Genomic DNA, 21,549 nt, shown 5'->3' on the forward strand with positions numbered 1-21,549 from the left:
CCCGACCCCATGACCATTACCCGTATCGAACCCGGCAAGCGCATGAGCCAGGCCGTGATCCATGGCGACACGATCTATCTTTCGGGCCAATGCGAAGAAGGCGAGACCGTCACCGAGCAGACGCAGGCCGTGCTGGCCGAAATCGAGCGGCTGCTGGCCGAGGCGGGCAGTTCGAAGGCGCATATGCTGATGGCGCAGATCTGGCTGGCCGATATGGCCGACTTTGCCGCGATGAATGCGGTGTGGGATGCATGGGTGGCCGATATTGCCCCCCCGGCCCGCGCGACCGGCGAATCGAAACTGGCCACGCCCGATTACAAGGTCGAGATCATCGTCACCGCCGCCAAGGCGTAAGAAATGGCGGCTTGAGTATAGGCCGCCCATGCCCCATCATGGTCTTGGGAGATCAAGACCATGATGGATATCACATTGCGTTTTATCACTATTCTGGCCGCGCTGGGCGCTCCGCTGGCGGCTCATGCGGCAGACGCCAGAGTATGGCCCGCACCCACCCCGCCCGCCATCGCTGGCAGCAGCGGCTATGTCGAAATTCCCGGCGCCGCCGTCACCCGCGACCCCAAGCGCAGCTATAAGGCGCTGTTCAGCGCGTCGACCGGCGCGCCCGTTCCGGCCCGGCCCCTGCCCGCGTTTGGGCGGGTGGCCTTGCAGCTTAACGGGCTGATCGCGGCCAAAGTGCCGGCCTCACATATTTCCTTTGCGATGATCCTCTATGGAGCGGCGGCCGAAGCGGTGCTGACCGACGCGGAATATCGCAGGAAATACAATATCGACAATCCAAACAAGGCGATCTTCAACGCGCTGCGTCAGGCGGGCGTGCGGATGATGGTCTGCGGCCAGTGGGCGGCGGGGCGCAACATTGCCCGCGATCAGCTCCTGCCCGGCATCGAGGTGGCCGAGGCGGCAACCTTGGTGCAGATCACCTATGCCAATGACGGATACGCCGTGCTGAACAACTGATCCGCCTCAGCTCTCGGCCCGCTCCGCCGCCGCGCTTTCGCCGCGCACGGGGTTGAGCGGGCCTTTCACCGCGCCGATCCATTCGCGCCAGAGCAGCATCAGCACTGCCATCACCGCAGGCCCCATCACCAGCCCGATCAGCCCCCAGCCCTCAACCCCGCCCAGAATGCCCAGCAGCACCCAGATGAAGGGCAGGCGGGTCGATCCGCCGATAAACACCGGGCGCACGAAATGATCGGCAATAAAGACCAGCGCCAGCCCGATCACCGCAACAATGGCAGCCGCCCACAGCTTGCCCCCCGCCACCAGAATGGCCGCGGCCACCACCACCGCCACCGTCGCCCCGAACGGGATCGCCGAGAGCAGGCCCGTCAGCAGCCCCAGAAGCGCAGCATGGCTTGCCCCGGCAAGGCCATAGATCACGCCCAGTATCAGCCCTTCGCCAAAGCCGACGATGACCAGCCCGTTGACCGTGCCGCGAATGGCCAGCACCGCCTGATCGGCCACATTCTCGCCCGGCAGGCCAAAGGCGCGGCGGGTGGCCACGCGCATCGCCTGCGCCACGCTCTGCCCATCGCGCAGCAGGAAGAAGAGCGTCATCAGCATGAAGCCCACCAGCAGCAGCCGATGCGCCAATCCGCCAAGGATCTTTTCCCCCGTGCCCAGCGACAGGCCCGAGGAAGGCCCGGCATGTTGCGACAGGCGGCTGATCCCTTCGGGCGTGCCCAGCGCCGATTGCCACCATGCCGCCGCCTGCTCGCCATAGGGCAGATGGTGCAGCACTTCGGGCACAGGCACCCCCTGCACCCGCGCAACGGCCAGCCATTGCGCCAGCGAGATCGTGTCGTGAAACACCGCATTGGCCACCATCACCAGCGGGATGACGAAGATCAGCAGGATGAACAGCGTAAAAGCGGCGGGCAGCGCCACCGATTGCCCCCTTGGCCAGCGGCGCACACAGCGCTGATAAAGCGGCCAGAGCGAGACGGCAAAAATCCCACCCCAGCCCAGCGCATGCAGAAAGGGCCGCAGCGTCCACCACCCCGCCAGCGCCAGAAGCGCAATGGCCACCAGCGCCGCGATCCTCTGCTCCCGCCGCCACGCGTGGGGCTTGGGCGAAATCCAGGTTCCGGGGCGCGCAGCGTGGGGTTCGTCATGCATGGCCACAGGCTAACCCAAGCCCGCGCCTTGCGCCAGATATTGCAGATTACAACTGTGACGCGATGCCCGCGATGCCGTCGGCGGCGCATTTTTCCTCGATATGGGCGCTGGCCCCGCTGGTGGCGATGGCGCCCAGAAATGCGCCATGGCCAAAGATCGGCACCCCGCCGGGCAGCAGCGACATATTGGGCTTCACCTGATCGAGCAGCGCCGGGTCCTTCTCGATCCTTTGCCGCAATTCCAGCGTTGAGATGCGAAAGCCGACCACGGTCAAGGTCTTGTGCATGGCCATGTAAATGCCATTCTCGCGCGTGCCGTCGGCGGCCAGCGCGGCCTTCAGATGGCCCTGCGCATCGGTGACGGCCACGGTGATCGCATAGCCATCGGCAGCGCAGGAGGCCAGCGCCGCCTGCGCCGCCATCGTCGCCAGGGCCTGGCTGAGCGAGGAGGCGGGGCGCGAGGCCTGCTGCCCCCTGCCCCCGGCGGGCGGGCCCAGGGGGACCTTCAACTGGGCGCTTTGAGGAATGTCGAAATAGTCGCCGGGCATGGATTGCGGGCTGGGGGGCGTGGTGTTGCGCGCCTCGGTCTGGGCATGGCCCGGTTGCGCCATTATCACCAGCGCCAGCGCCGCAAAGGACTTTGCCCGCATGATCTGTTCTCCTCGCCATCCAGTTGTCTGTTCGCCAAATAGGGGGCGCAGAAGCAATCCCGGCGATCACAAGCGCGGCAACGCCAATTCAAAACAAGCAGCCCGGCACGGGCGCGCAGCAGGACCTTTCGCGCCAAGCCGCAGGCTGATATGCGAAGCACACCCTGATACCCGGAGAATGGATCCATGCGTCTTGCTTTCCGCGCCGCCCTGCTGGCTGCCCCGCTGTTGCTGTGTGGCACCTATGCTCTGACCGCCGCCGGAAAAGCGCCGGGGACCGGATGCGCAAAGGACAATGGCGGCCTGTCGCTGCCGCCCGGTTTCTGCGCCACGGTCTTTGCCGACAAACTGGGGCATACCCGCCACCTGACCGTGGCGGGGGATGGCACGGTCTATGTCAATTCATGGTCGGGCCGCTATTTCAGCAATGCGCCGGCGGCGCCCGGCGGCGGCTTTGTCATCGCCCTGCGCGACAGCAATGGCGACGGCGTGGCCGACCGCACCGCGCGCTTTGGCGCCAGCGAGGATAAGGGCGGCCATGGCGGAACCGGCATCGCCCTGTGGCATGGCGCGCTGTTTGTCGAGGAGCATGACACGATCATGCGCTATCCGATGAAGCCGGGCGCGCTGGCCCCGGCGGGCGCGGGTTCGACTGTCGTGAGCGCACTGCCGCTCTCGGGCGATCACCCGATGCACCCCTTTGCCATTCAGGCCGACGGCACGCTGCTGGTCAATTCCGGTTCGGCCAGCAATGCCTGCGAAAGCCCCAACCGCCAACCCGGCGCCAAGGGCCTTGCCCCCTGCACCGAGGCGCTGACGCGCGCGGGGATCTGGGCCTATCGCGCGGACAAGACCGGGCAGACCTTCGGCCCCGAGGCGCGCTGGGCCACCGGCATCCGCAACACCGGCGGGATCACCTTTGACAGCGCGGGCCGGATATTCGCCACCCAGCATGGCCGCGACCAGTTGGGTCAGAACTGGAGCCAGTATTACACGCAGCAGCAGGGCGTCGAACTGCCCGCCGAAATCCTGTTCTCGCCCCACAAGGGCGCCGATTTCGGATGGCCGACCTGTTATTTCGACGGGTTTGAAAACCGCCACAAGCTGGCCCCCGAATATGGCGGCGACGGCAAGGCGCAGGGCGCCTGCGCAGGCAAGGATAGGCCTGTGGCGGCCTTCCCCGCGCATTGGGCGCCCAATGATGTGGCGATCTACACCGGGCGGGCTTTTCCCGCCGCCTATCAGCAGGGCGCCTTCATCGCCTTTCACGGTTCATGGAACCGCGCGCCCGCGCCGCAGGATGGCTATCTCGTGGCTTTCCAGCCCCTGCGCGAGGGCAAGGCGAGCGGGAAATGGATCCGCTTTGCCGATGGTTTTGCCGGGGGATTCAAAGAGCCGGGCCGCGCGCAGCATCGCCCCGCCGGGCTGGCGGTAGGGCCGGATGGCGCGCTCTATATTGCCGATGATGTGCGCGGGCGGATCTGGCGCGTCACCTATCGCGGGGCGGCCAATGCGCCGCTGACGCCTGCGCGCAAGGTCGAGGCGAAGGCGGCAGAGGCCAGCGCCGCCGGGCGCAGCCTGCCCGCCGGAATCACCGCGCAGCAGATCGCGCAGGGCCGCGCCATCTATCTGGGTCAGGCCAAGGGCGGGACCTGCGTGGGATGCCATGGCAGCGACGGGCGCGGGTCGATGGCGGGCGGATCGCTGATCGGGCCGGAGTTCCTGTGGAGCGACGGTTCGCCCGAAGGGCTGGCCGCGACGATCACCAAGGGCGTGGACAAGCCCAAGAAGGCCAGCGGCGCCATGCCCGCGCTGGGCGGGGCGGCGCTCTCGGCGGCGGATGTAAAGGCGGTGGCGGCCTATGTCTGGACGCTGGCGCATCCATGACACGGGGCATGATACCGGGCCTCACGCATCAGGAAAGCATGGTCGTGGCCGAGCGCCACACCGTGCCCCATGTCACGCCCGACTGGGCCGGTTTTGCCGATATGCCCCCGGTGCTGGCCACGGCGATGATGGTGGGCTTTATCGAAAACACCTGCATTCTGGCGCTGCGCCCCCATCTGCCGCCCGGCCAGTGCAGCGTGGGCACGCATGTCGATATCAGCCATATCGCCGCCACGCTGGCGGGCGCGACCATCACCGCGCAGGTCGAGCTGATCGCGGCAGAGGGGCGCAGGCTGGAGTTTCGCGTGGCCTGTTATGACGAATCCGGCCTGATCGGCGAAGGCAGGCACCGCCGCGCGATCATCGACACCGAGCACTTTATGGAGCGTCTTGAGCAGAACCGCGCAACTCGCTGACCAGCACGCCGACAAGGATCAGCACCCCGCCCAGCATGGCCAGCGCGGGCAGCCTGTCGCCCGCGATGCGCCCGACGATCCCGCCCCACACCGGCTCGCCCGCATAGATCACCGTGGCGCGCGTGGGCGACACCGTCTTTTGCGCCCAGTTCATCGCCAGTTGGATCAAGGTGCTGGCAAGGCCAAGGCCGACACCGGCCACCAGCCAGACCGGCGAGAAGGCAGGAACCCCCTCGCCCGCCAGCGGCATGGCGGCCAGGGAAAACAATCCGGCGGCCAGCAATTGCACCACCGTAACGCGGCGGCTGTCCACGCCATGGGCAAAGCGGCTGATCAGGATAATCTCGGCGGCAATGGCGACGGCGCTGAGCAAAGTGGCCATCTCGCCGGTGCTGAGGCCAATATGCCCCGCCTTTGGCCCGGCCAGCAGGATCAGTCCGGCAAAGGCCAGCGCGATCCCGATCCAGCTCATGATATGCGGCATCCGGCGCAGCACCACCAGTTGCAGCAGCGGCACCATCGGCACATAAAGCGCGGTGATAAAGGCCGACTGGCTGCTGGTGATCGTGCGCAGGCCGTAGGTTTGCAGGCCATAGCCAAGGAAGATCGCAAAGCCGATCAACGCCCCCGCGCCCAGTTCGCGGCGGTTGAGATCGCGCATCGTGCGGGCAAACAGCAGCCAGCCCCCCGCCCCCGCCACCATGAAGCGCAGGCCCACAAAGAACAGCGCCCCGCTGTACTGCATCGCGGTGTGGACGATCAGAAAGGTTGTGCCCCACAGCATGGTGATGCCGATAAGGACCATTTCCTCGCGGCTGATCGACCATGATGCGGGCTTGCGCTGGGGCTTGTCTTGGGCGGCGATGTGCAACATAATGCACAACTAGCAATGAGCAATATACTGCACAACCCTAAATCGCACGGATCTCAATCCGATGTGCTCGTCCACGTCAGCCAGAACCTGCGCCGTTTCCGCCATGCTGCGGGGATGAGCCAGCAGGCGCTGGCCGATGCCTCGGGCATCAGCCGCCGGATGATCGTGGGCGTTGAAAATGGCGAGGCCAATGTCAGCCTTGCCAGTCTCGACAGGCTGGCCATCGCGCTGGGGGTCGATTTCACGGCCATGGTCAAAGGCCCCGGCGCCGAGATGCGCAACGTCAACGAAGCCATGTGGCGCGGCGCCGATCCGGCCGATTTCGCCCTGTTGCTGGGCAGCGCGCCCGCGCAAAAAGAGGCCCAGCTCTGGGTCTGGTCGCTGGCGCCGGGGCATCGCTATCAGGCCGAACCCGACCCGGCCGGTTGGCACGAAATCATCTATGTCACGCAGGGCCGCCTCGCCCTTGAACTGGAGAGCGAGACGGTCCTGCTGAACCCCGGCGAGTTCCGCGTCTTTGCCAGCGATCAGCACTATGCCTATGCCAATGCGGGCGAGGACGTGACGCATTTCCTGCGCAACAGCGTGTTGTAACCTCTCACGGCTTGCGCTGCGCCTTGGCGATCAGCTCCTCGACGGTAAAGGGGCGGCCATTGGTGATGACCTGTTTCACCCGGAAGGTCGCGGCAATATCCTTGCGCGGATCGCCCTCGACCAGCGCAATGTCGGCCAGCTTGCCCGGCTCGATCGTGCCCGCGTCCAGATTGAGCGCGCGGGCCGAATTGACCGTAGCGGTCTGCAGCGCCTCAAACGGGGTGAACCCACCATCGACATAAGAGGAGATTTCCGCCTGAAGATTGGGGGCGATCATCGTGTCGGTGCCTGCGGTAACCAGAGTGCCTGCCGCCTTCATGGCCTTCAGCCCCTCCAACTGCCCCGCCTGCATCGACAGCAAGGCAGGCGGCAAAGCCTCGCCCTCGCTGACCGTCTTGCGCGCCCATTCGGGATAGAGCGACAGGCGCGGATCGCGGCGAAATTCGGGATGCTTGGCAAGGAAAATGTTGATCGAGCCGAAATTGGTCGGCGTCAGCGTGCGGCCCGAACGGCCGAACAACTGGATTACATCCTCATAGACCTTGCCCTGCGGCCCCTGCTTGGGCGAAAAACCACGCCGGCTGGTTGCGCCCAGATGCTCGGTATTATCGACGCCCGTATAGGCGGCGGGGAAGATCTCATGCGTGGCCACCGGCACGCCCATGTCATGCGCCGCCTCGACCAGACGCCGCTGACCGAAATCGGGCATGCGGACATAGGATTTGATGAGGTCATATTTCAGCGCCCGCGCGCGCACGATTTCCCGCTCCAGATGCGCCGGGCCGGACACCGCCACACCCATCCGGTAAAACACCCGCCGCCATTCCAGCAGCGGCCCGGTGGTATAGATGCGCGGCCCGATCCGCACGCCCGCCTCGGATGCCTCGCGGTCCTCGATCCCGTCATAGGGCTGGTTGCCCGGATCGCGCACCGTGGTGATGCCATAGGACAGCCACGCCAGATGCAGATTGGCCCCGAAATCCTTCTGCGCATGGGCATGATGGTCGATCAGGCCGGGAATCGCGGTCAGGGTCGGCGCCTCGATCACCTTGTCGGCGCCCGCGTAGTTCCTGGGGTCATGATCCAGCACCGCGGCAATGCGGTTGCCCTCGATCACGATATCCTTGTTGGCCTGCGTGGCATCCTTCACCGCATCGACCAGACCGCCTGCGTGGATGACGATTTTCGTCTTGGGAATGGCCAGCGTATAGGTGAAGTCGAGCGGCACCTCGCGGATCGCGCCGGTCTCGACGCTCACGATCTTCAGCTTGTCCGCCGCCTGAAACAGCACGGATTTCGCGTCGCTGCTCCATGTCGGATAATGTGAGATTTCGGACGTATAGGCGCGCGGAGAGCCAAGCGCCGTGCCATCGGGCGCGACCGGCCAGATTTTGAGCACGCCATCCTGAATGCCCGCCATCTTCTGCCCATCGGGCGACCACACCGGCCCGCCACCGCCACGCGAATCGAGCGAAGCCTTGTCCGCATCGCGCCAGAAGGGCGCGCCTTTTCCGTCGCTCGGCACCATCCAGATCTGGTTGTTGCCCTCGCGGAAACTGGTGGAATAGGGTTTGGACAGCGCGACCGCGACATAGCGGCCATCCGGGCTCCACGTCGGCTTGCCCGGCTGCGGCAGGCTGGGTTGCAGGCGGGTCATCACCCCGCTCTCCACATCCACCACCTGCAGCCCCGCCACGCCCCAGCGGCCGTCGGTATCGAGGAAGGCGATGCGCCGCCCATCGGGCGACCATGCCGCGCCCAAAGGCTGGTTGCGGCTGCTCGTCACCTGCCGGTCCTTGCCGGTGGCCAGATCGCGCACCCAGATTTGAGGCAAGCCGCCGCCCTTGTCGGACGTATAGGCAAGGCTGCGCCCATCGGGCGACCATGCGGCATCGGCCTCCAGCGCCTCGTCATGGGTCAGGGCTTGCGGCTTGCCGCCCGTCGAGGGGACGACATAGAGATCGCCCAGCGCGATGAAGGCAATCTGCGCCCCATCAGGCGAAAGCGCGGGATGCTGAATGCCCAGCACACGGCGCGGGGCGGTGCTGGTGAAATCACGTTTGGCGCGGGTGTAAACCGGCTTCACCACCTCCAGCCGCGCGGTAAAGGGGATGGTGGCCAGTTTCGCGCCATTGCGGCGGCGGATCAGCCCGTCGGAAATGTAATAGGCATCGCCCCCCACCCATGTCGCGCGGAACGGAAAGACATTCTCCTTGCCTGACACCGCCTTGCCGTCGATTTCCAGATGGCTGCCCGCGCCATCGGCCACGACATAGGCCAACTCGCCCTTGGGCGACAGCGAGGGGCTGTCATAGCGGGCGCCCGTTGGGGCAGTGCGAAGGGGGGTCACTTCCCCGCCATGCGCGGGGACGGAATAGAGACTGCCTGCGCCGGAAAAGACGATGGTGGCGCTGTCGGCGGACCATGCGGGTGCGCGGTCCTCTCGCGGGCCTTTGGTCAGTTGGGTCAGCGCCCCGTTGGCAATGTCGATGGTCCAGATGTCATAGCCGCCGCCCCGCTCGCTGGCAAAGGCGATGGTCTTGCCGTCAGGCGACCAGCTGGGTTCGCGGTCGTCGAATTCGCCATGGGTCAATTGGCGCGCGTCGCTGCCATCGGCGCGCGCGGTCCACAGGTCATAATCGCCGTCGCGATAGGCGTAATAGGCAATCCGCGATCCGTCCGGCGACCATGTGGGCAGATGCGCATCGTTGAAATAGTCGGTGATGCGTTTGGCCTCGCCGCCCTTGGCCGGGATGGTCCAGAGGCTGCCCTGAAGGTCGAAGGCCAGCCATTGCCCATCGGGCGAGGCGGCGACGGCATAGGATGTGCCCGCGTGGACATCGAAGGCTTGCGGAGTTTCGCCTCCCGGTGGTGGAAAATTGGCGGGCGGCGGCAGATTGGCGGGCGCGGCCATCGCGGGCGCCCCGAACAGCGCAAGGGCCAGCGCGACAGGCGAGGCCCAAAGGAGGGGGCGCTTGGCGAAATTCATGGGATACTCCACGCAAGAAGACGCGGGGCCGCCATGATAGGCGGCCCCGCAAATATCATCAGAAACCGAAGCTGAGACGGGCGTAATAGAAGCCGCCGCTGACCCCATAGGGCGAATAGGCGTTGTAAAGCGAGAAGCCGTTGCCCTGAAGCGAGGTGGGCAAGGTGTTGGGATAGATGTTGAACATATTGTTCGCCCCCACGCCGATCTTGATGCCGCTGGTCAGCTTATAACTGGCATCGAGATCGAAGATAACCTTGGGGTCGATCCGCGCATCAGGCCCGGCCGCGCTGGCGTTCACCTGGGTCACGCTGCCATAGCGGGTGGCGCGCAGGTTGATCGCCGCCGGGCCTTTTTCCCAGGCGACATTGGCGATGAATTTGTTGCGCGGGGTGCCCACGGTAAAGTCGCCCTGACGGTCGCGCCCGATCAGCACCAACCCCGCCGAGGACAGCACCGCCGGGACGGAATCGACACGGGTAAACACCGTCTCGGTGAAATTGGCCGAGAGGCTGAGATTGGCATTGCCCAGATCGCCAAGGTCGGCGCGATAGGTGCCCACAACGTCAATGCCGCGCGTGCGCGTGTCGGTGGAATTGCCGAAATAGAAGCCGCCCGCCGAAGAGGTGATCCCCGCCGCCGCCAGCACCGAGCGCACCACCGCGCCTTGCAGCGTGGAGGACAGCAGGATGCGGTCCTTCAGCTTGATCTGATAGGCGTCCACCGTCAGGTTGAAGCGGGGGATGGCATTGAAAACGAAGCCCAGCGAGTAGTTGGTGGACCGTTCAGGCTTGAGCGGCTTGGCCCCCAGCGCGATGCCCGCCGCCGAATCCACCGGCAGGGCCGAGACGGGCAGCAGCACGCCGCTGACATTGATCGTGCTGGCCGAGGAATAATGCTGCTGTTGCAGCGTGGGCGCGCGAAAACCGGTGCTGAGCGTGCCGCGCAGGGCAAAGCCCTTGGCCGGTTCGATACGGGCCGAGATCTTGCCCGTGTCGGTTTTGCCAAAGTCGGAATAATCCTCATGGCGTCCGGCCAGCGCGACTTCGACGCCGGGCAGAATTTTCTGTTCGAGGTTGACATAGGCGCTCCACGCCTTGCGCTTCCAGCTTCCCGCCATGCTGGGGGCAAAACCGGTCACACCCTGCGAACCGCTGGTACGCAAGACGCCCGTATTGGCCCCGGTGGTCGATTTATAGCCGCCATCGATATAGGAGGCCGCCTCGCCCGCCTCGATGCCATAGGTGCTCTGCCGATATTCCGCGCCGATCGCCACCGAGAGCGGCTGATAAAGGCCCAGATTGACGTCTTTTTGCAGATCGAGATTGTTGGTCCATTCGGTGCTCTTGGTGCGCCCGATATAGAAGGTAGTCGGGCTGTTTGGCCCCATCGAGGCATTGAGCGCGGTGCTTTCCACCAGCGAAACGAGGCTGACGCCATAGGAGGAGGAGAAGTCGAAATTGATCGCGGCGCCCTTCTGGCTCTTGATGCCCGCCGTCACCTGATAGTCATGGTCGCTGATATGCAGATGGGGCGAATAGCCGTTGGGGTAAATCTCGGGGATGTTGTTCGAGGCGTCGGGGAAGCGATAGGTCAGCCATGCGTCATTGTTGCGGTGGCTGAACGTGCCGAAGCTGTAAAATTTGACCGCGCCGACCGGGATATTGAGGTCATAGCCAAGGTTGAAGCCCTCGCTGGCCGGTTGGCCCGCCTTGTTGACATTGCGGTCGACGGTGGCCTCGCGCGGGTCGAGCGCGCCGGTGGTGGCGCTGTAGAGCTGGCCCACGCGGGCGTAGAACTGGCCCGGATTGGAGGCCGAGCGGATCGTACGCGCCTGAAGCCAGCTCTCGGCCGACAGATGCAGGCTCGCCTCGCCCAGCTTGAAGCCCTTGTCGACCGAGATGCGCCCGGTCTCTCCCCCGCCGTCCTTGGTTGTGCCGCCCAGCATCGTGGCCGTGCCGGAAGTGTCTTCCTTCAGGATGACATTGACCACGCCCGCGATCGCGTCCGAACCATATTGCGCCGAGGCGCCATCGCGCAGCACCTCGACACGGGCAATGGAATTGGACGGGATCAGGTCAAGGTCGGCGGGCGACTGGCCGTTCTGCGTGGTGCCGTTGATGAACATCGTGGCGGTGTTGTGGCGGCGCTTGCCGTTGACCAGGATCAGCACATGATCGCCCGCAAGCCCGCGCAGCGACAGGGTTTTGACCGCGAAACTGGCGCCCGCACCGCTGTTCGACACGTTGATCGAGGGGACCAGCGTGCCGAGTAGGTCGCGCACCGATTGCTTGCCGCTGGCCTGAAGATCCTTGGTGGACAGCACGTCAATCGGCGCCAAACTTTCGGTGGCGCTGCGGGCGACCTGGCGGGTGCCGGTGACGATGATCGTGCCCGCATCCGGCTCCCCATCGGCAGCCAGCGCAGGACCGGCCAAAGCGGCCAGCGCGCAGGAGGCGGTTAGGGCAAGATTGCGCCCATGGCGGATGTCTTTGGCGCGGATGTTCATGGCTATGTCCCCTGTTGCCGCAGGCAGGCGCGGCGCATTTCATTGTCGGATGAGAACCGAATGGCTGGCGGGCGAAATAAGCGCGCAGACGCGAACGCCTCTAATGCGTAATCGGCGCGGTTTTATTGGAAGTATTCATACCGGCCGCGCAAAGGGCCCGATGTTGCGATGGGGCGCCTTGCGGAAGGTCGCGGCCGGTCGATGCTTGCTCCATATTTCCCCCTGTCTGGTTGGCTTGGCCTGCCTTGCGGGGGCATCCTCCCTGCCGTGAGAAGGGGATCGAGCGGTTTGACAAATGCTCAATCCTTCACACTTGTCCAAAAAGTTTCACACTGGCCGCAGGGTGTCAAACAAGAGGGCAGCGCAGATTGACGTATTGCCTGAAAGGCTACCTCACCAAGCAACAGGCGCGGCACGACACGCGTTTGTGAAAACAGCGCAAAGGGGCAACATTGGGGGGTGTGGCAGCACAATTCGCGCAGGCAGGCGACTTGGTTGAAGCAATCAACCTTTTATACCGGCAAGAGCAATATCATCACGCCAATGCAGTGATTGCAAATTTGCGGGGTGCAAACTGCCATGGTTTGCATATAGGGCATCCGCCCTGGGCGCCGACGAGGGTTGATCACAGAACCGTCTGCCCTTCCCAAAGCCATTGAACAATGCCCGCCGGTTCTGCAGGTTTGAGCGCAACAGGTTTCAGCTTCCAGGCCATTACAGTCCCCGGCCACCCTCCCGCTTCCTGCCATCAGGTTCAACCTGCCTGGCCGGTCGGGAACCTTGAACACCGGTTTCACAGCGACGGCACGAAGGTATTTGCGGATCGCGTTTCGCGATAAGCCGGTCGCTGCCTGATCTCGCGAACGGGGATGCCTCGGCGAAAGTGCTGGCGGCGGATCACCACCGGGAAGTTCCATAGATATTATCCGTCAATCACGCAGGGCCTCAAGAGCTGATATGCCTGCACCCGACGCCGGGAGCGCAAAACGCTCTTTTATCAAGCCCTACGGACGCGTGAACTCTGAGTGGTTCAGCATATCCTCAAAAAACTGGATAAATCGCCTAATTTGTCAACTCAATGCCGGCTTTACACCTTGCCTTTTCCCGTTACGCATAAATCCAATAGCGACACGGGAATGCAGCTTCACATGTTGATTGGAATAGACCTTGGAACCACCAATAGCGCCGTAGCAATCTGGCGTAATGGAGCAAGTGAACTGGTTCCCAATGCCCGCGGCGATTTCCTCACCCCGTCGGCGGTGCATATCGGCAAGGATGGCATAGTTTCCGTCGGTACAGCCGCTCTGGACCGGATGGCCGATGATCCGCTCAACACCGCCACCAGTTTCAAACGTCATATGGGCGTGCAGCGCCATCAAGTGCTGGGCGGCAAGGCCTATACCGCCGAAGAGCTCTCAGCGCTGGTGCTGCGTTCACTGCGCGAGGATGTGATCGCCTATACAGGCGAGACCCCCACCGAGGCAGTCATCACCGTGCCCGCCTATTTCAATGATCGCCAGCGCAAGGCCACCCGCCGGGCCGGCGAACTGGCCGGCCTGACTGCGCGCCGCCTGATCAATGAGCCCACCGCCGCGGCGCTGGCCTTTGGCTTGCAGGATAAGGCGGATCGCGAACCCTTTCTGGTCTTCGATCTGGGTGGCGGCACATTTGACGTTTCGATCGTCGAGATGTTCGAAGGCATTGTCGAGGTGCGCGCATCGGCGGGCGACAATCGACTGGGCGGGGACGATTTCAACATCGCGCTGGCCGCCATGGCCCGCCGCACCGCCGATCCGGAGGGCGCGCTCGACAACCTGCCTCAGGCCAGACGCGAAGCCGTGTTGCTGCGCGCTGCGGAAAAGGCCCGGCGACAATTGAGCCATGGCCCGGAGGCCAGCTTTTCCTTCACCCTTGGCGATCGCAGCTTTGCGGCCACCGTGTCCGAAGCCGAATTTGAGAAGGCCGCTGAGGATCTGCTGCGCAGGCTGCGCGATCCTGTGGTACGCAGCCTGCGCGATTGCGGGATTGACCCCAAGGATCTGAGCGAGATCGTGCTGGTGGGCGGGGCCACGCGGATGCCGGTCGTAAGGCGCGCAATCACCCGTATGTTTGGCCGTTTCCCCAACAGCACGGTGCATCCCGATCATGCCGTCGCGCTGGGTGCGGCCGCGCAGGCAGGCCTTCTGGCACGCGATGCTGCGCTGGATGAGATCCGCATCACCGATGTCTGCCCCTTCACCCTGGGAATCGACGTTGTTGAACGCGATACGCATGGTGTGCTGGTGCAAGGACTGTTCTCCCCGATCATCGAGCGCAACACCGCTGTGCCCGCAAGCCGGGCGGCTCATTATCACACGATGTCGGACAATCAGAAGAAAATCGAAATGGGGATCTATCAGGGCGAGGCGCGGCTGGTGGCTGACAATATTCAGCTGGGGAAATTGTCAGTGTCGGTACCGCCTCGTCCGGCTGGTGAGATCGGCATCGAGGTGCGCTTCAGCTATGACAGTTCAGGTCTGCTGGAGGTCGATGTTTGCGTGCCAGAGACCGGGCTAACCCGTAACCTGGTGATCGTGGATGAGGAGGATCGCCGCGATGCCGGAGAAATGGCCAGGCGACGCGAAGCATTGGCCATGCTCAAGTTTCACCCGCGCGAGGATGCCGAAAATGTCGCGCTGATGGCGCGGGCAGGCCGGATCTATGAGGACCACATTGGCGAACTGCGTCAGATGGTGGGACAATGGATGACCTCCTTTGCCGCCGCGCTGGAATCGCAGGACCCACGCCGGATCGTCGATTCGCGGGCTTTGCTGACAGTCCGGCTCGACAAAATTGAAGGGCAGTCCCTGCTGTGAGCAGCGGTTTTCCCTGGAACGAACTTGGCTTGGCCAAGGGCAGCGATGCCGGCGCCATCCGCCGCGCCTATGCAGCAAGGCTCAAGGCAATGGATCCTGATGCCGATCCCGATGGCTATGCCCGGCTTCGGCAGGCGCGCGACACCGCTCTGCGGCTCGCGCGGGCATCCGGCTCGGCTCCGGATGCGGTCGTCGAGACGATTTCGGATGATGCACCGGAGCGTCCTTTGCCTTTCTGGTCGCTGAGCGGATCTGTTTTCCTCTGCGATGGGCATGGCGATCTCAAGGTCGCGATCCCGGTTCAGATCACTCCCTGCCCGCCGCTTGCTGACGGCTTTGCCGAGGCCATTGCTGCTCCCGTCGGCAATGCAATGCCTTTCCCTTTTGCTCCGCCGGTCCTTAATCTCGAAATGGCGGATGTGCGCCCGGTGCAGCGGCCCGATGCCCGTCTTTACCGGCTGCTGCTGGAAATGGCACAGGACCTTGAGCCGTTAAGCGAAGAGGAAGAGGCCGAAGCGCGCACCTGTCTGCGCTGCCTGCTGCATGACGCCACCACGGGCAGCCTGGCACGCCACGATGCCATCGAAGACTGGCTTGCCGATACACTGGCCCGCAGCTGGCCGCGCTGCGCGCCCCTGCTGGAAGAGGCAGCCATCGCGCTCGACTGGCAACGTCATGCGGGCAGACTGGGAGAAAGCCGACAGATCGCCTTTCTGACCGCCCGTCTTGCCGGCTATCACTTTCAGCGCGATGTGCAATCGCCGCTCCACCCGCATCATGCCGCATGGAAGGAATTGAGCCGGGAGGGTGAAGCCGGTCTGCTGCGGCGGATAACCTTTCGCCCGAAGCGCATCTCCGCCCTGCTTCAGCATCTGCGCCAAAATCATCCCGAGCTTGAGGATACTCTCAACCATTTCCGGATTCAGTCCTGGATGAAATCTGATGGCAGAAACTGGAGCTTCAGCTGGTATGTTCCCGCCGCCATCATGGCCTTCCGGCTGCTCGCCAGCCTGACCCAACCCGACGCCGCTCCCTCGCAAGTGGCTGCACTCAGCGACCCCGAGTTCGCCCCTCGGATGGAGCAGGTGGTGAAGGCCACTTTCGGCCCGGATCATTCATCAGAATGGCTCAAGACCCATCAGGAAGAATTGGCGCGCACGCTGGCGGCCAATCTCAGCCTGAGTCAATCGGATCAGAAGGTCGAACACATCGCGGCCGATATTGCGCGCGTACGCAGTTATGCCGCGGCGCGGCTTGCGGGCGGCAAAGAACTGGATCAGGCGATGCAGGTGCGTCTGGCGGTTGCCGATGCCTTGAAGGAAGATGGGCGGATCTGCACACAATTCCTCACAAAAGGCGTAACGCCCGATGACTTTCCGCCGGACGCGGCGCTGAGCGCTGCGGCCCGCAAGCTGTTTGCCGCTCAGGCGGAAGCCGGTCGTCTGGTTTCAGTCTCGGCGATTGGCCCTGCCAATGCCAAGGTACCCGGCGAACTGGTGACGAAAGTGATGAAGGAGACCGGCCTGAAGATGGATGATGTGCGCGACGCCATGCAGAACAAGGGCGACCCGACCAACCGCTGCAACGTCAACCGGGCGCTCATCCGCGCGACATTGAAATGGCAGGGCAAGGAGCATGCGCCCATTCTGCTCACGCTGTAAGGACGGGGCAAGCCGCAGCCCTGGAGCAGTTGCGTTCAAAATCATCGTCGGTGAAACAGGATCCCCGGTCCGTCAGGACATGAGTGATGCGGAACGGGAAGGCCTTTCGGGCAGCCTTGATGAAGGAGATGGCGTTGGCGGCATTCTCGGCGTCGCAGACGTCGAGATGGACGAACCGCGAGCAGCGATCGATGGCCACTTAGAGGAAGCGCTTCCGGATCTCGCCATCTGCGGTACGCAGCTGGGGCAGATGCTTTACATCAATGTGCACGAAGCCCAGATCATAGTCTTTGAAACTGCCTTGTCCTTTGCGCGGCTGCACCTCAGGCTTGGGCGGACGACGGTTGAGCCCCTCGGCCTTAAGCACCTGGCAGATGCTGTCGCGATTGAGGTGTGGCAGGAAGTGCGGGAGCACGAAGGTGAGATCATCCAGGGCAAAGCCAGTCGACCTACGCACAGCGCAGATGATGGCTCGCTCTTCCTCGGTCATGCACCAAGCCAGGCGCTTGGGCCGGCCTGAACGATCCTGGACCGCCTGCTCGCCGCGTCTGCGCCACTTGCGGACCGTCTCGTCGCTGATGCCATAGCGCTTGGCCACGACACTGGCGGGCTCAGTGGAACGAGCAATTTCCGCCCGCACAACAGGCGTGGTCCGAGCCCGGGGATGTATCTGCACCATCACGAAACCTCATCAGCAAGAGCGGTAATCGGCCATCATGGCCGCGACGTGGCGTGTTTCCAGGTCGGCCACGCGTCCGCTCCATATTTGGCGCGCCAGCGTTCGATCACACCGCGATAGACTTCCTGCGTTCGGGGGCAGGGATCGAGAAATTCGGGTGACCGATAATAGCAGATGATCAGTTCATCGAACGTACCGGGTTTGACGCGGTCCGCACCCGGCTGAATCTTAGGCGCTTCCGCACCCGTCAAGCACGCCTGATATCTTGTTCTACCAAGCTCTCCTTGCCCCATCTCTCTTTCCTTTTTGATGATCGTCTGTGAAAATCAAAGCGGCTTGATGTAAGTGAAACTCTATTTTACGATCATCAAATGGTGTAGCTGTCGATAGACGATCATCAAATCGACAGGCGACCCGAGGCAAATCTCACGAGGCGCCCGACGGAGACGCCAATTGTCTGTTGCCTACCATGAAGGACGTTTTCCTCCTGCTGCGCTCGATCTGGGCGCGCTGTTCCCGCTGGTGGGACCAGCCAACGCGGCCATTGCGCGGTATGAGGGCGTCCTCTCCGGCATTCCCAATCCGGATATCCTGCTCTCCCCGCTGACCGCGCGCGAAGCCGTGCTGTCCAGCAAGATCGAAGGCACGCAGGTCACGTTGGGCGAAGTGCTGGAGTTCGAAGCGCAGGGCCATCTGTTCGATGAAAGCACGCCGAAGAAGGCCGACGCACGCGAGGTCTTGAACTATCGCGCCGCCCTGCGCGAGGCAGACCGGCTGATGACCGAACTCCCGCTATCGCAACGCCTGATCAAGGCGACACACCGCGTGCTTATGGACGGGGTGCGCGGCCGTCACAAGGATCCGGGCGAATACCGCCGCATCCCAAACTGGATCGGCCCGGAAGGCTGCACCATTGAGCAAGCCCGTTTCGTGCCACCCGGTGCCGACCGTATCGAAAGCGCGATGGCTGGCTGGGAGGCCTACATCCACGCCGATGCGCCGGACAGGCTCGTTCAATTGGCCATCGTTCACGCCGAGTTTGAATCGATCCACCCGTTTCTGGATTGTAATGGGCGCATCGGACGGCTGATCATCCCGTTGTTCCTCTATGCCCACGGAATGCTATCGCGCCCGAATTTCTATCTCTCGGAATATCTCGAGGCCAACCGCGACGAGTATTATGACCGGATGCTGGCCGTGTCGCGTGACGATGACTGGAGCGGGTGGGTAGCCTTCTTCCTTCGCGGGATCATCGCCCAAGCCGAAGCCAACACGCAAAAGGCGCAGGCGATCTTGGCCCTGCATCAAGACAAACGCGATTGGGTCGTGGAAATCACCCATTCCCAATATGCGGTGCGCGCGCTCGACTGGATCTTTCAGCGCCCGATCTTCCAGACGCCGGACTTCATCGCCTCGGCCCAGATTCCACCGGCAACCGCACGCAAGATCATCCGTGACCTGCGCGACAACGGCTTGCTGCGGGAATTGGTGCCGTCATCGGGGCGGGCGCCCGCAACCTTCGTGTTTCCGGAATTGTTGAATATCGCGGAGGGAAGAGATGCGTTTTGAAGGGGAAAATGCGTTCGGTGGTAAACCTTCGCGATCTGTCTGCAATGATGGCGCGTGTGTGGATGCCCCCAGGATTGCAAAGGGATTTTCAGAGATTATCGACGCAGCGCTTCATCGGTCGTGTGTCAGGCCTCTTGATGTGGCTTTGACGCCACGGGCCGGTATGCAGTCCGAAGAACGGGGGCCACATCGGTTCAGCGAGCTCGATCGCTCGGGTCCCGGGACTGGTTTGCCTCGTTCTGGACTTGAAGTCCTTGCCGCATAATCCTCAGTCGATCTCCCTTGCTGTGGCCGCAGCCCCTGGCGCTGACGGCTCTGATGTCGGCTACGCCAAACGATAGCTTTCCTCCCGTGCCATCATAGCCCAGAAAATGCGCGCCATCTTGTTGGCCAATGCGACAGCGGCCACCATTCTCGACTTGCGGGCAAGCAACCTGCCCAGCCAATTGTCCGGCAGCACGCCCTTGCGCACAATCCATCTTATCCTGCTCATCGCTCCGACGGTCAAAAGTTTGCGGATGTCGCCTTGCCCCATCTTGCTCATGCCGCCGAGCCGGGCTTTGCCGCCCGTGGAGCGCAGTCGCGGCACCAAATCCAGCCACGTCGCGAAGTTCCTGCCACTGGCAAAGCTACGTAGGTATGGCGCGAAGGCCATGATCGCCCCGGCCGTCACTGGCCCAACGCCAGGAACCGTGCAGAGCCGTTGCATCTCGCAGTTGACCCACGTGGCTTCGCACAGCTTGAAACTCAGGAAGTCGATTTTTTCCGACAAGGTGCTGATCTGCTCGAGATAGAGGTGGGCGACTTCGCGCACGCCATCCGGCAATTCCAGCGCCTTATTTTCGATCGCGACGCGGATATCTTTCACATGGGCCGCGCCTTTAGCAAAGACATGGCCAAATTCGGCAAGATGGCTGCGCAACGCGCTGACGATCTGTGTGCGCTGGCCGACAAAACATTGATGTGTTCGATAGGCAATCGCGCGCGCCTGATGCTCGGGGCTCTTCACCGCCATGTAATGCATGTTCGGGCGGACAGCTGCCTCTGCGATTACCGCTGCATCTGCTGCGTCATTCTTTTGCCGTTTGACTAATCATGAGGTCGCCATAATGCGTAACGCTCTTCATTATGCTCACCTGCACATAACTTGACGAACGGCTTGACATAAATGGACGAGATCAGGCGAGCCTCGTGCCCCAGAGCCTGCGCAAATCGTCCCCTGAAGTGGCTGGTCGCACAGGCCTCCATAGCCACAATGCAGGGCGCCTGCGATTCCAGCAGCTGTTCAAGCTTTGCTCGGGAAACTGCCCGGTTGTACAGAACCGACCCTGCGCGATCCGTAGCGCAGACCTGAAAGCTGCGCTTTGCAAGGTCGATTGCCAGCATATATGCTTCTGCCATCTGATCCTCCTTTGTGCGCCACGCTGGCGCCGATCAGCATCATACGATGCCGGACAAAAAGGGGGCATCCACCTCATCAATCCATGTCCTCATTCCATGGAATTTAATGATCAGACCCGAGCTGGCGCGCGCCTCTGCAAAATTAGCGATCCTGCCGACGGACTGAACAGTTTACTCCCTCAGATCAACCTCTCAACGCACCAATTGAGAAGTTCAATGCCATTCCTGCCGCAAATAAGGCGGTGCTCTGCAAATTTCATACCGTCAGATCGAGCCTCTCCCTCCAACATCCCGCCAGCCTTTCCGGCCTTGCGCTTTCCATGTGGACCAGGGCTGCCAGAAACAGCTTCCACACCGGCGGAATTGGATAAATTCTGCCAGTCTGCTCAATATTACCCCCAATCGCGCCGACCAGACCGGAGAGCGCAGACGTGGTCCCCACATAGCGAATGATCCTCCCCCCATATCTTTCAAGCTCCGGATCAAGCACCTCGTCCGCCTGCACCTCAGCATCGCATTCGTGCAGCAGCGCAACTGCAACCAGCAAGGTCATCCCGTAGGGCAGAAGATCACCTGCGAGACGGCACAGCCTGCAATGGCAGCGCAAAAAGAGCTGGATGCCTTCCTCGGACAGTTGAAGCTTGTAGGCCCGCGATTTCGTCGCCCGCATGACGTTTCCCCTTTCCGCTTCTCACACCGCAGCGTGACCACGAATCCACCCTGCCCAAAGACCATTTCCACCGCGAGATCCCGACTCACCGCGCGAAAAGAACAAACCAGGAAACCGGAACTTTACTTCCGGTTTGAGGCAATGAACTTCCGATAGTCGGCACTTCATTTCCCCAAACCGGCAAGACATTTCCTCCGCCGTTGCCCCTTCGAGCTGTCTGGGCGCATCCCCTGGCTCATCCCGACGAGGAGCGAGCCGACCATTTCGGCAAAACTCGCTTTCCTGTCCCCGATGCGTTCCGCCGATGGCGACGCAGCATGAGGAGGTGAATGATGCTCATGCCTTGCAAGATGATCGCCGCTCTCCTGGCCCTCGCGCTGCCCGCCCCCTTCGCACAGGCCTGCCAGCCCCCGGAGCAAGCAGAAACACAAGGTGCAAGCTGCACAGAGCCGCTCACCATCATCAACCGGGCCGACAGCTTTATCATCACCCGGCGTTCCGCCCCGGTTATCCAGCCAATGCCCCGACCGGCCTCATTCCTGAGGCTCCCCCCGCAACAGCTTGGCAGCAACATCTGGCTCGACAGCGAGATGCTTGATGCAAGCAGGCCGTTGCCTGCCCTCCCCTCAGAGCGTCAGGAGCAGGGCAAGTGAGGCG

Annotated in this window: 16 protein-coding genes and 3 pseudogenes; 9 read left to right on the forward strand and 10 right to left on the reverse strand. The window is 63.0% G+C overall.

From position 1 onward, the window contains the following. Nucleotides 1-9: 9 nt before the first annotated feature. Entirely contained in the window at nucleotides 10-354 is a 345-nt protein-coding gene (locus tag GGR38_RS20085) for a RidA family protein (RefSeq protein ID WP_183628103.1), read from the forward strand. Nucleotides 355-414: 60 nt separating this feature from the next. Further along, a complete protein-coding gene (locus GGR38_RS20090) occupies nucleotides 415-978 on the forward strand; it encodes a DsrE family protein (protein WP_183628105.1) in 564 nt (187 codons plus the stop codon). Nucleotides 979-984: 6 nt separating this feature from the next. Here the strand turns inward: GGR38_RS20090 and GGR38_RS20095 are convergent, their stop codons facing one another. Together GGR38_RS20095 and GGR38_RS20100 are read right to left on the reverse strand one after the other, a co-directional pair. Then, nucleotides 985-2,139 (reverse strand): AI-2E family transporter, encoded by a 1,155-nt coding sequence (locus GGR38_RS20095; RefSeq protein WP_183628107.1) that lies wholly within the window; start codon nucleotides 2,137-2,139, stop codon nucleotides 985-987. A gap of 46 nt (nucleotides 2,140-2,185) precedes the next feature. Next, nucleotides 2,186-2,788, reverse strand: a complete 603-nt coding sequence (locus tag GGR38_RS20100; RefSeq protein WP_183628109.1) for a GlcG/HbpS family heme-binding protein — start codon at nucleotides 2,786-2,788, stop codon at nucleotides 2,186-2,188. Nucleotides 2,789-2,974: 186 nt separating this feature from the next. Between GGR38_RS20100 and GGR38_RS20105 the strand changes: the two genes are divergently transcribed. Both GGR38_RS20105 and GGR38_RS20110 read left to right on the forward strand, forming a co-directional pair. Continuing rightward, nucleotides 2,975-4,675: a PQQ-dependent sugar dehydrogenase gene (locus GGR38_RS20105; RefSeq protein ID WP_183628111.1), complete on the forward strand. Its 1,701-nt coding sequence runs from the start codon at nucleotides 2,975-2,977 to the stop codon at nucleotides 4,673-4,675. Further along, nucleotides 4,672-5,091 carry a thioesterase family protein gene (locus GGR38_RS20110; RefSeq protein WP_183628113.1) on the forward strand — a complete coding sequence of 140 codons (420 nt, stop codon included), beginning with the start codon at nucleotides 4,672-4,674 and terminating at the stop codon, nucleotides 5,089-5,091. The genes GGR38_RS20105 and GGR38_RS20110 overlap by 4 nt, the downstream gene beginning before the upstream one ends. Here GGR38_RS20110 and GGR38_RS20115 read toward each other — a convergent pair. Further along, a complete protein-coding gene (locus GGR38_RS20115; protein WP_183628115.1) occupies nucleotides 5,054-5,965 on the reverse strand; it encodes a DMT family transporter in 912 nt (303 codons plus the stop codon). The two genes, GGR38_RS20110 and GGR38_RS20115, sit on opposite strands and share 38 nt — an antisense overlap. A gap of 63 nt (nucleotides 5,966-6,028) precedes the next feature. On the opposite strand from GGR38_RS20115, the gene GGR38_RS20120 reads away from it, so the two are divergent. Then, nucleotides 6,029-6,559 carry a helix-turn-helix domain-containing protein gene (locus tag GGR38_RS20120; RefSeq protein WP_221227175.1) on the forward strand — a complete coding sequence of 177 codons (531 nt, stop codon included), beginning with the start codon at nucleotides 6,029-6,031 and terminating at the stop codon, nucleotides 6,557-6,559. Nucleotides 6,560-6,563: 4 nt separating this feature from the next. On the opposite strand, the gene GGR38_RS20125 is transcribed toward GGR38_RS20120, so the two are convergent. From GGR38_RS20125 to GGR38_RS24670, 3 genes and pseudogenes are all read right to left on the reverse strand, one after another. Then, nucleotides 6,564-9,473 (reverse strand): amidohydrolase family protein, encoded by a 2,910-nt coding sequence (locus GGR38_RS20125; RefSeq protein WP_425497076.1) that lies wholly within the window; start codon nucleotides 9,471-9,473, stop codon nucleotides 6,564-6,566. A 133-nt stretch (nucleotides 9,474-9,606) separates the two neighbouring features. Next, complete coding sequence (locus GGR38_RS20130) at nucleotides 9,607-12,057, reverse strand: TonB-dependent receptor plug domain-containing protein (protein WP_183628121.1); 2,451 nt, start codon at nucleotides 12,055-12,057, stop codon at nucleotides 9,607-9,609. A 743-nt stretch (nucleotides 12,058-12,800) separates the two neighbouring features. Then, nucleotides 12,801-12,961: pseudogene (locus tag GGR38_RS24670) on the reverse strand (IS21 family transposase); the annotation flags it as partial. A gap of 244 nt (nucleotides 12,962-13,205) precedes the next feature. Between GGR38_RS24670 and GGR38_RS20135 the strand changes: the two are divergent. Together GGR38_RS20135 and GGR38_RS20140 are read left to right on the forward strand one after the other, a co-directional pair. Beyond that, the gene (locus GGR38_RS20135) at nucleotides 13,206-14,912 is read left to right on the forward strand and encodes an Hsp70 family protein (protein WP_183628123.1); all 1,707 of its coding nucleotides are present in this window, start codon (nucleotides 13,206-13,208) and stop codon (nucleotides 14,910-14,912) included. Next, nucleotides 14,909-16,573 (forward strand): hypothetical protein, encoded by a 1,665-nt coding sequence (locus tag GGR38_RS20140; RefSeq protein ID WP_183628125.1) that lies wholly within the window; start codon nucleotides 14,909-14,911, stop codon nucleotides 16,571-16,573. The genes GGR38_RS20135 and GGR38_RS20140 overlap by 4 nt, the downstream gene beginning before the upstream one ends. A 19-nt stretch (nucleotides 16,574-16,592) precedes the next feature. Here the strand turns inward: GGR38_RS20140 and GGR38_RS20145 are convergent. Next, a pseudogene (locus tag GGR38_RS20145) lies at nucleotides 16,593-17,252 on the reverse strand (transposase family protein); the annotation flags it as partial. Between the two features lie 453 nt (nucleotides 17,253-17,705). On the opposite strand from GGR38_RS20145, the gene GGR38_RS20150 reads away from it, so the two are divergent. Further along, entirely contained in the window at nucleotides 17,706-18,821 is a 1,116-nt protein-coding gene (locus tag GGR38_RS20150; protein ID WP_183628128.1) for a Fic family protein, read from the forward strand. 325 nt (nucleotides 18,822-19,146) lie between these two features. Here GGR38_RS20150 and GGR38_RS20155 read toward each other — a convergent pair. From GGR38_RS20155 to GGR38_RS20160, 3 genes and pseudogenes are all read right to left on the reverse strand, one after another. After that, nucleotides 19,147-19,893 (reverse strand): annotated as a pseudogene (locus tag GGR38_RS20155) (IS110 family RNA-guided transposase); the annotation flags it as partial. A 17-nt stretch (nucleotides 19,894-19,910) separates the two neighbouring features. Continuing rightward, nucleotides 19,911-20,222: a hypothetical protein gene (locus GGR38_RS24010; RefSeq protein ID WP_221227176.1), complete on the reverse strand. Its 312-nt coding sequence runs from the start codon at nucleotides 20,220-20,222 to the stop codon at nucleotides 19,911-19,913. A gap of 256 nt (nucleotides 20,223-20,478) precedes the next feature. Further along, entirely contained in the window at nucleotides 20,479-20,892 is a 414-nt protein-coding gene (locus tag GGR38_RS20160) for a hypothetical protein (protein ID WP_183628130.1), read from the reverse strand. 329 nt (nucleotides 20,893-21,221) lie between these two features. Here GGR38_RS20160 and GGR38_RS20165 point away from each other — a divergent pair, with 329 nt between their 5' ends. Continuing rightward, nucleotides 21,222-21,545 (forward strand): hypothetical protein, encoded by a 324-nt coding sequence (locus tag GGR38_RS20165; protein ID WP_183628132.1) that lies wholly within the window; start codon nucleotides 21,222-21,224, stop codon nucleotides 21,543-21,545. The last annotated feature ends 4 nt before the right edge of the window (nucleotides 21,546-21,549 follow it).

Source organism: Novosphingobium sediminicola (genome assembly GCF_014196525.1).
Classification (GTDB): domain Bacteria; phylum Pseudomonadota; class Alphaproteobacteria; order Sphingomonadales; family Sphingomonadaceae; genus Novosphingobium; species Novosphingobium sediminicola.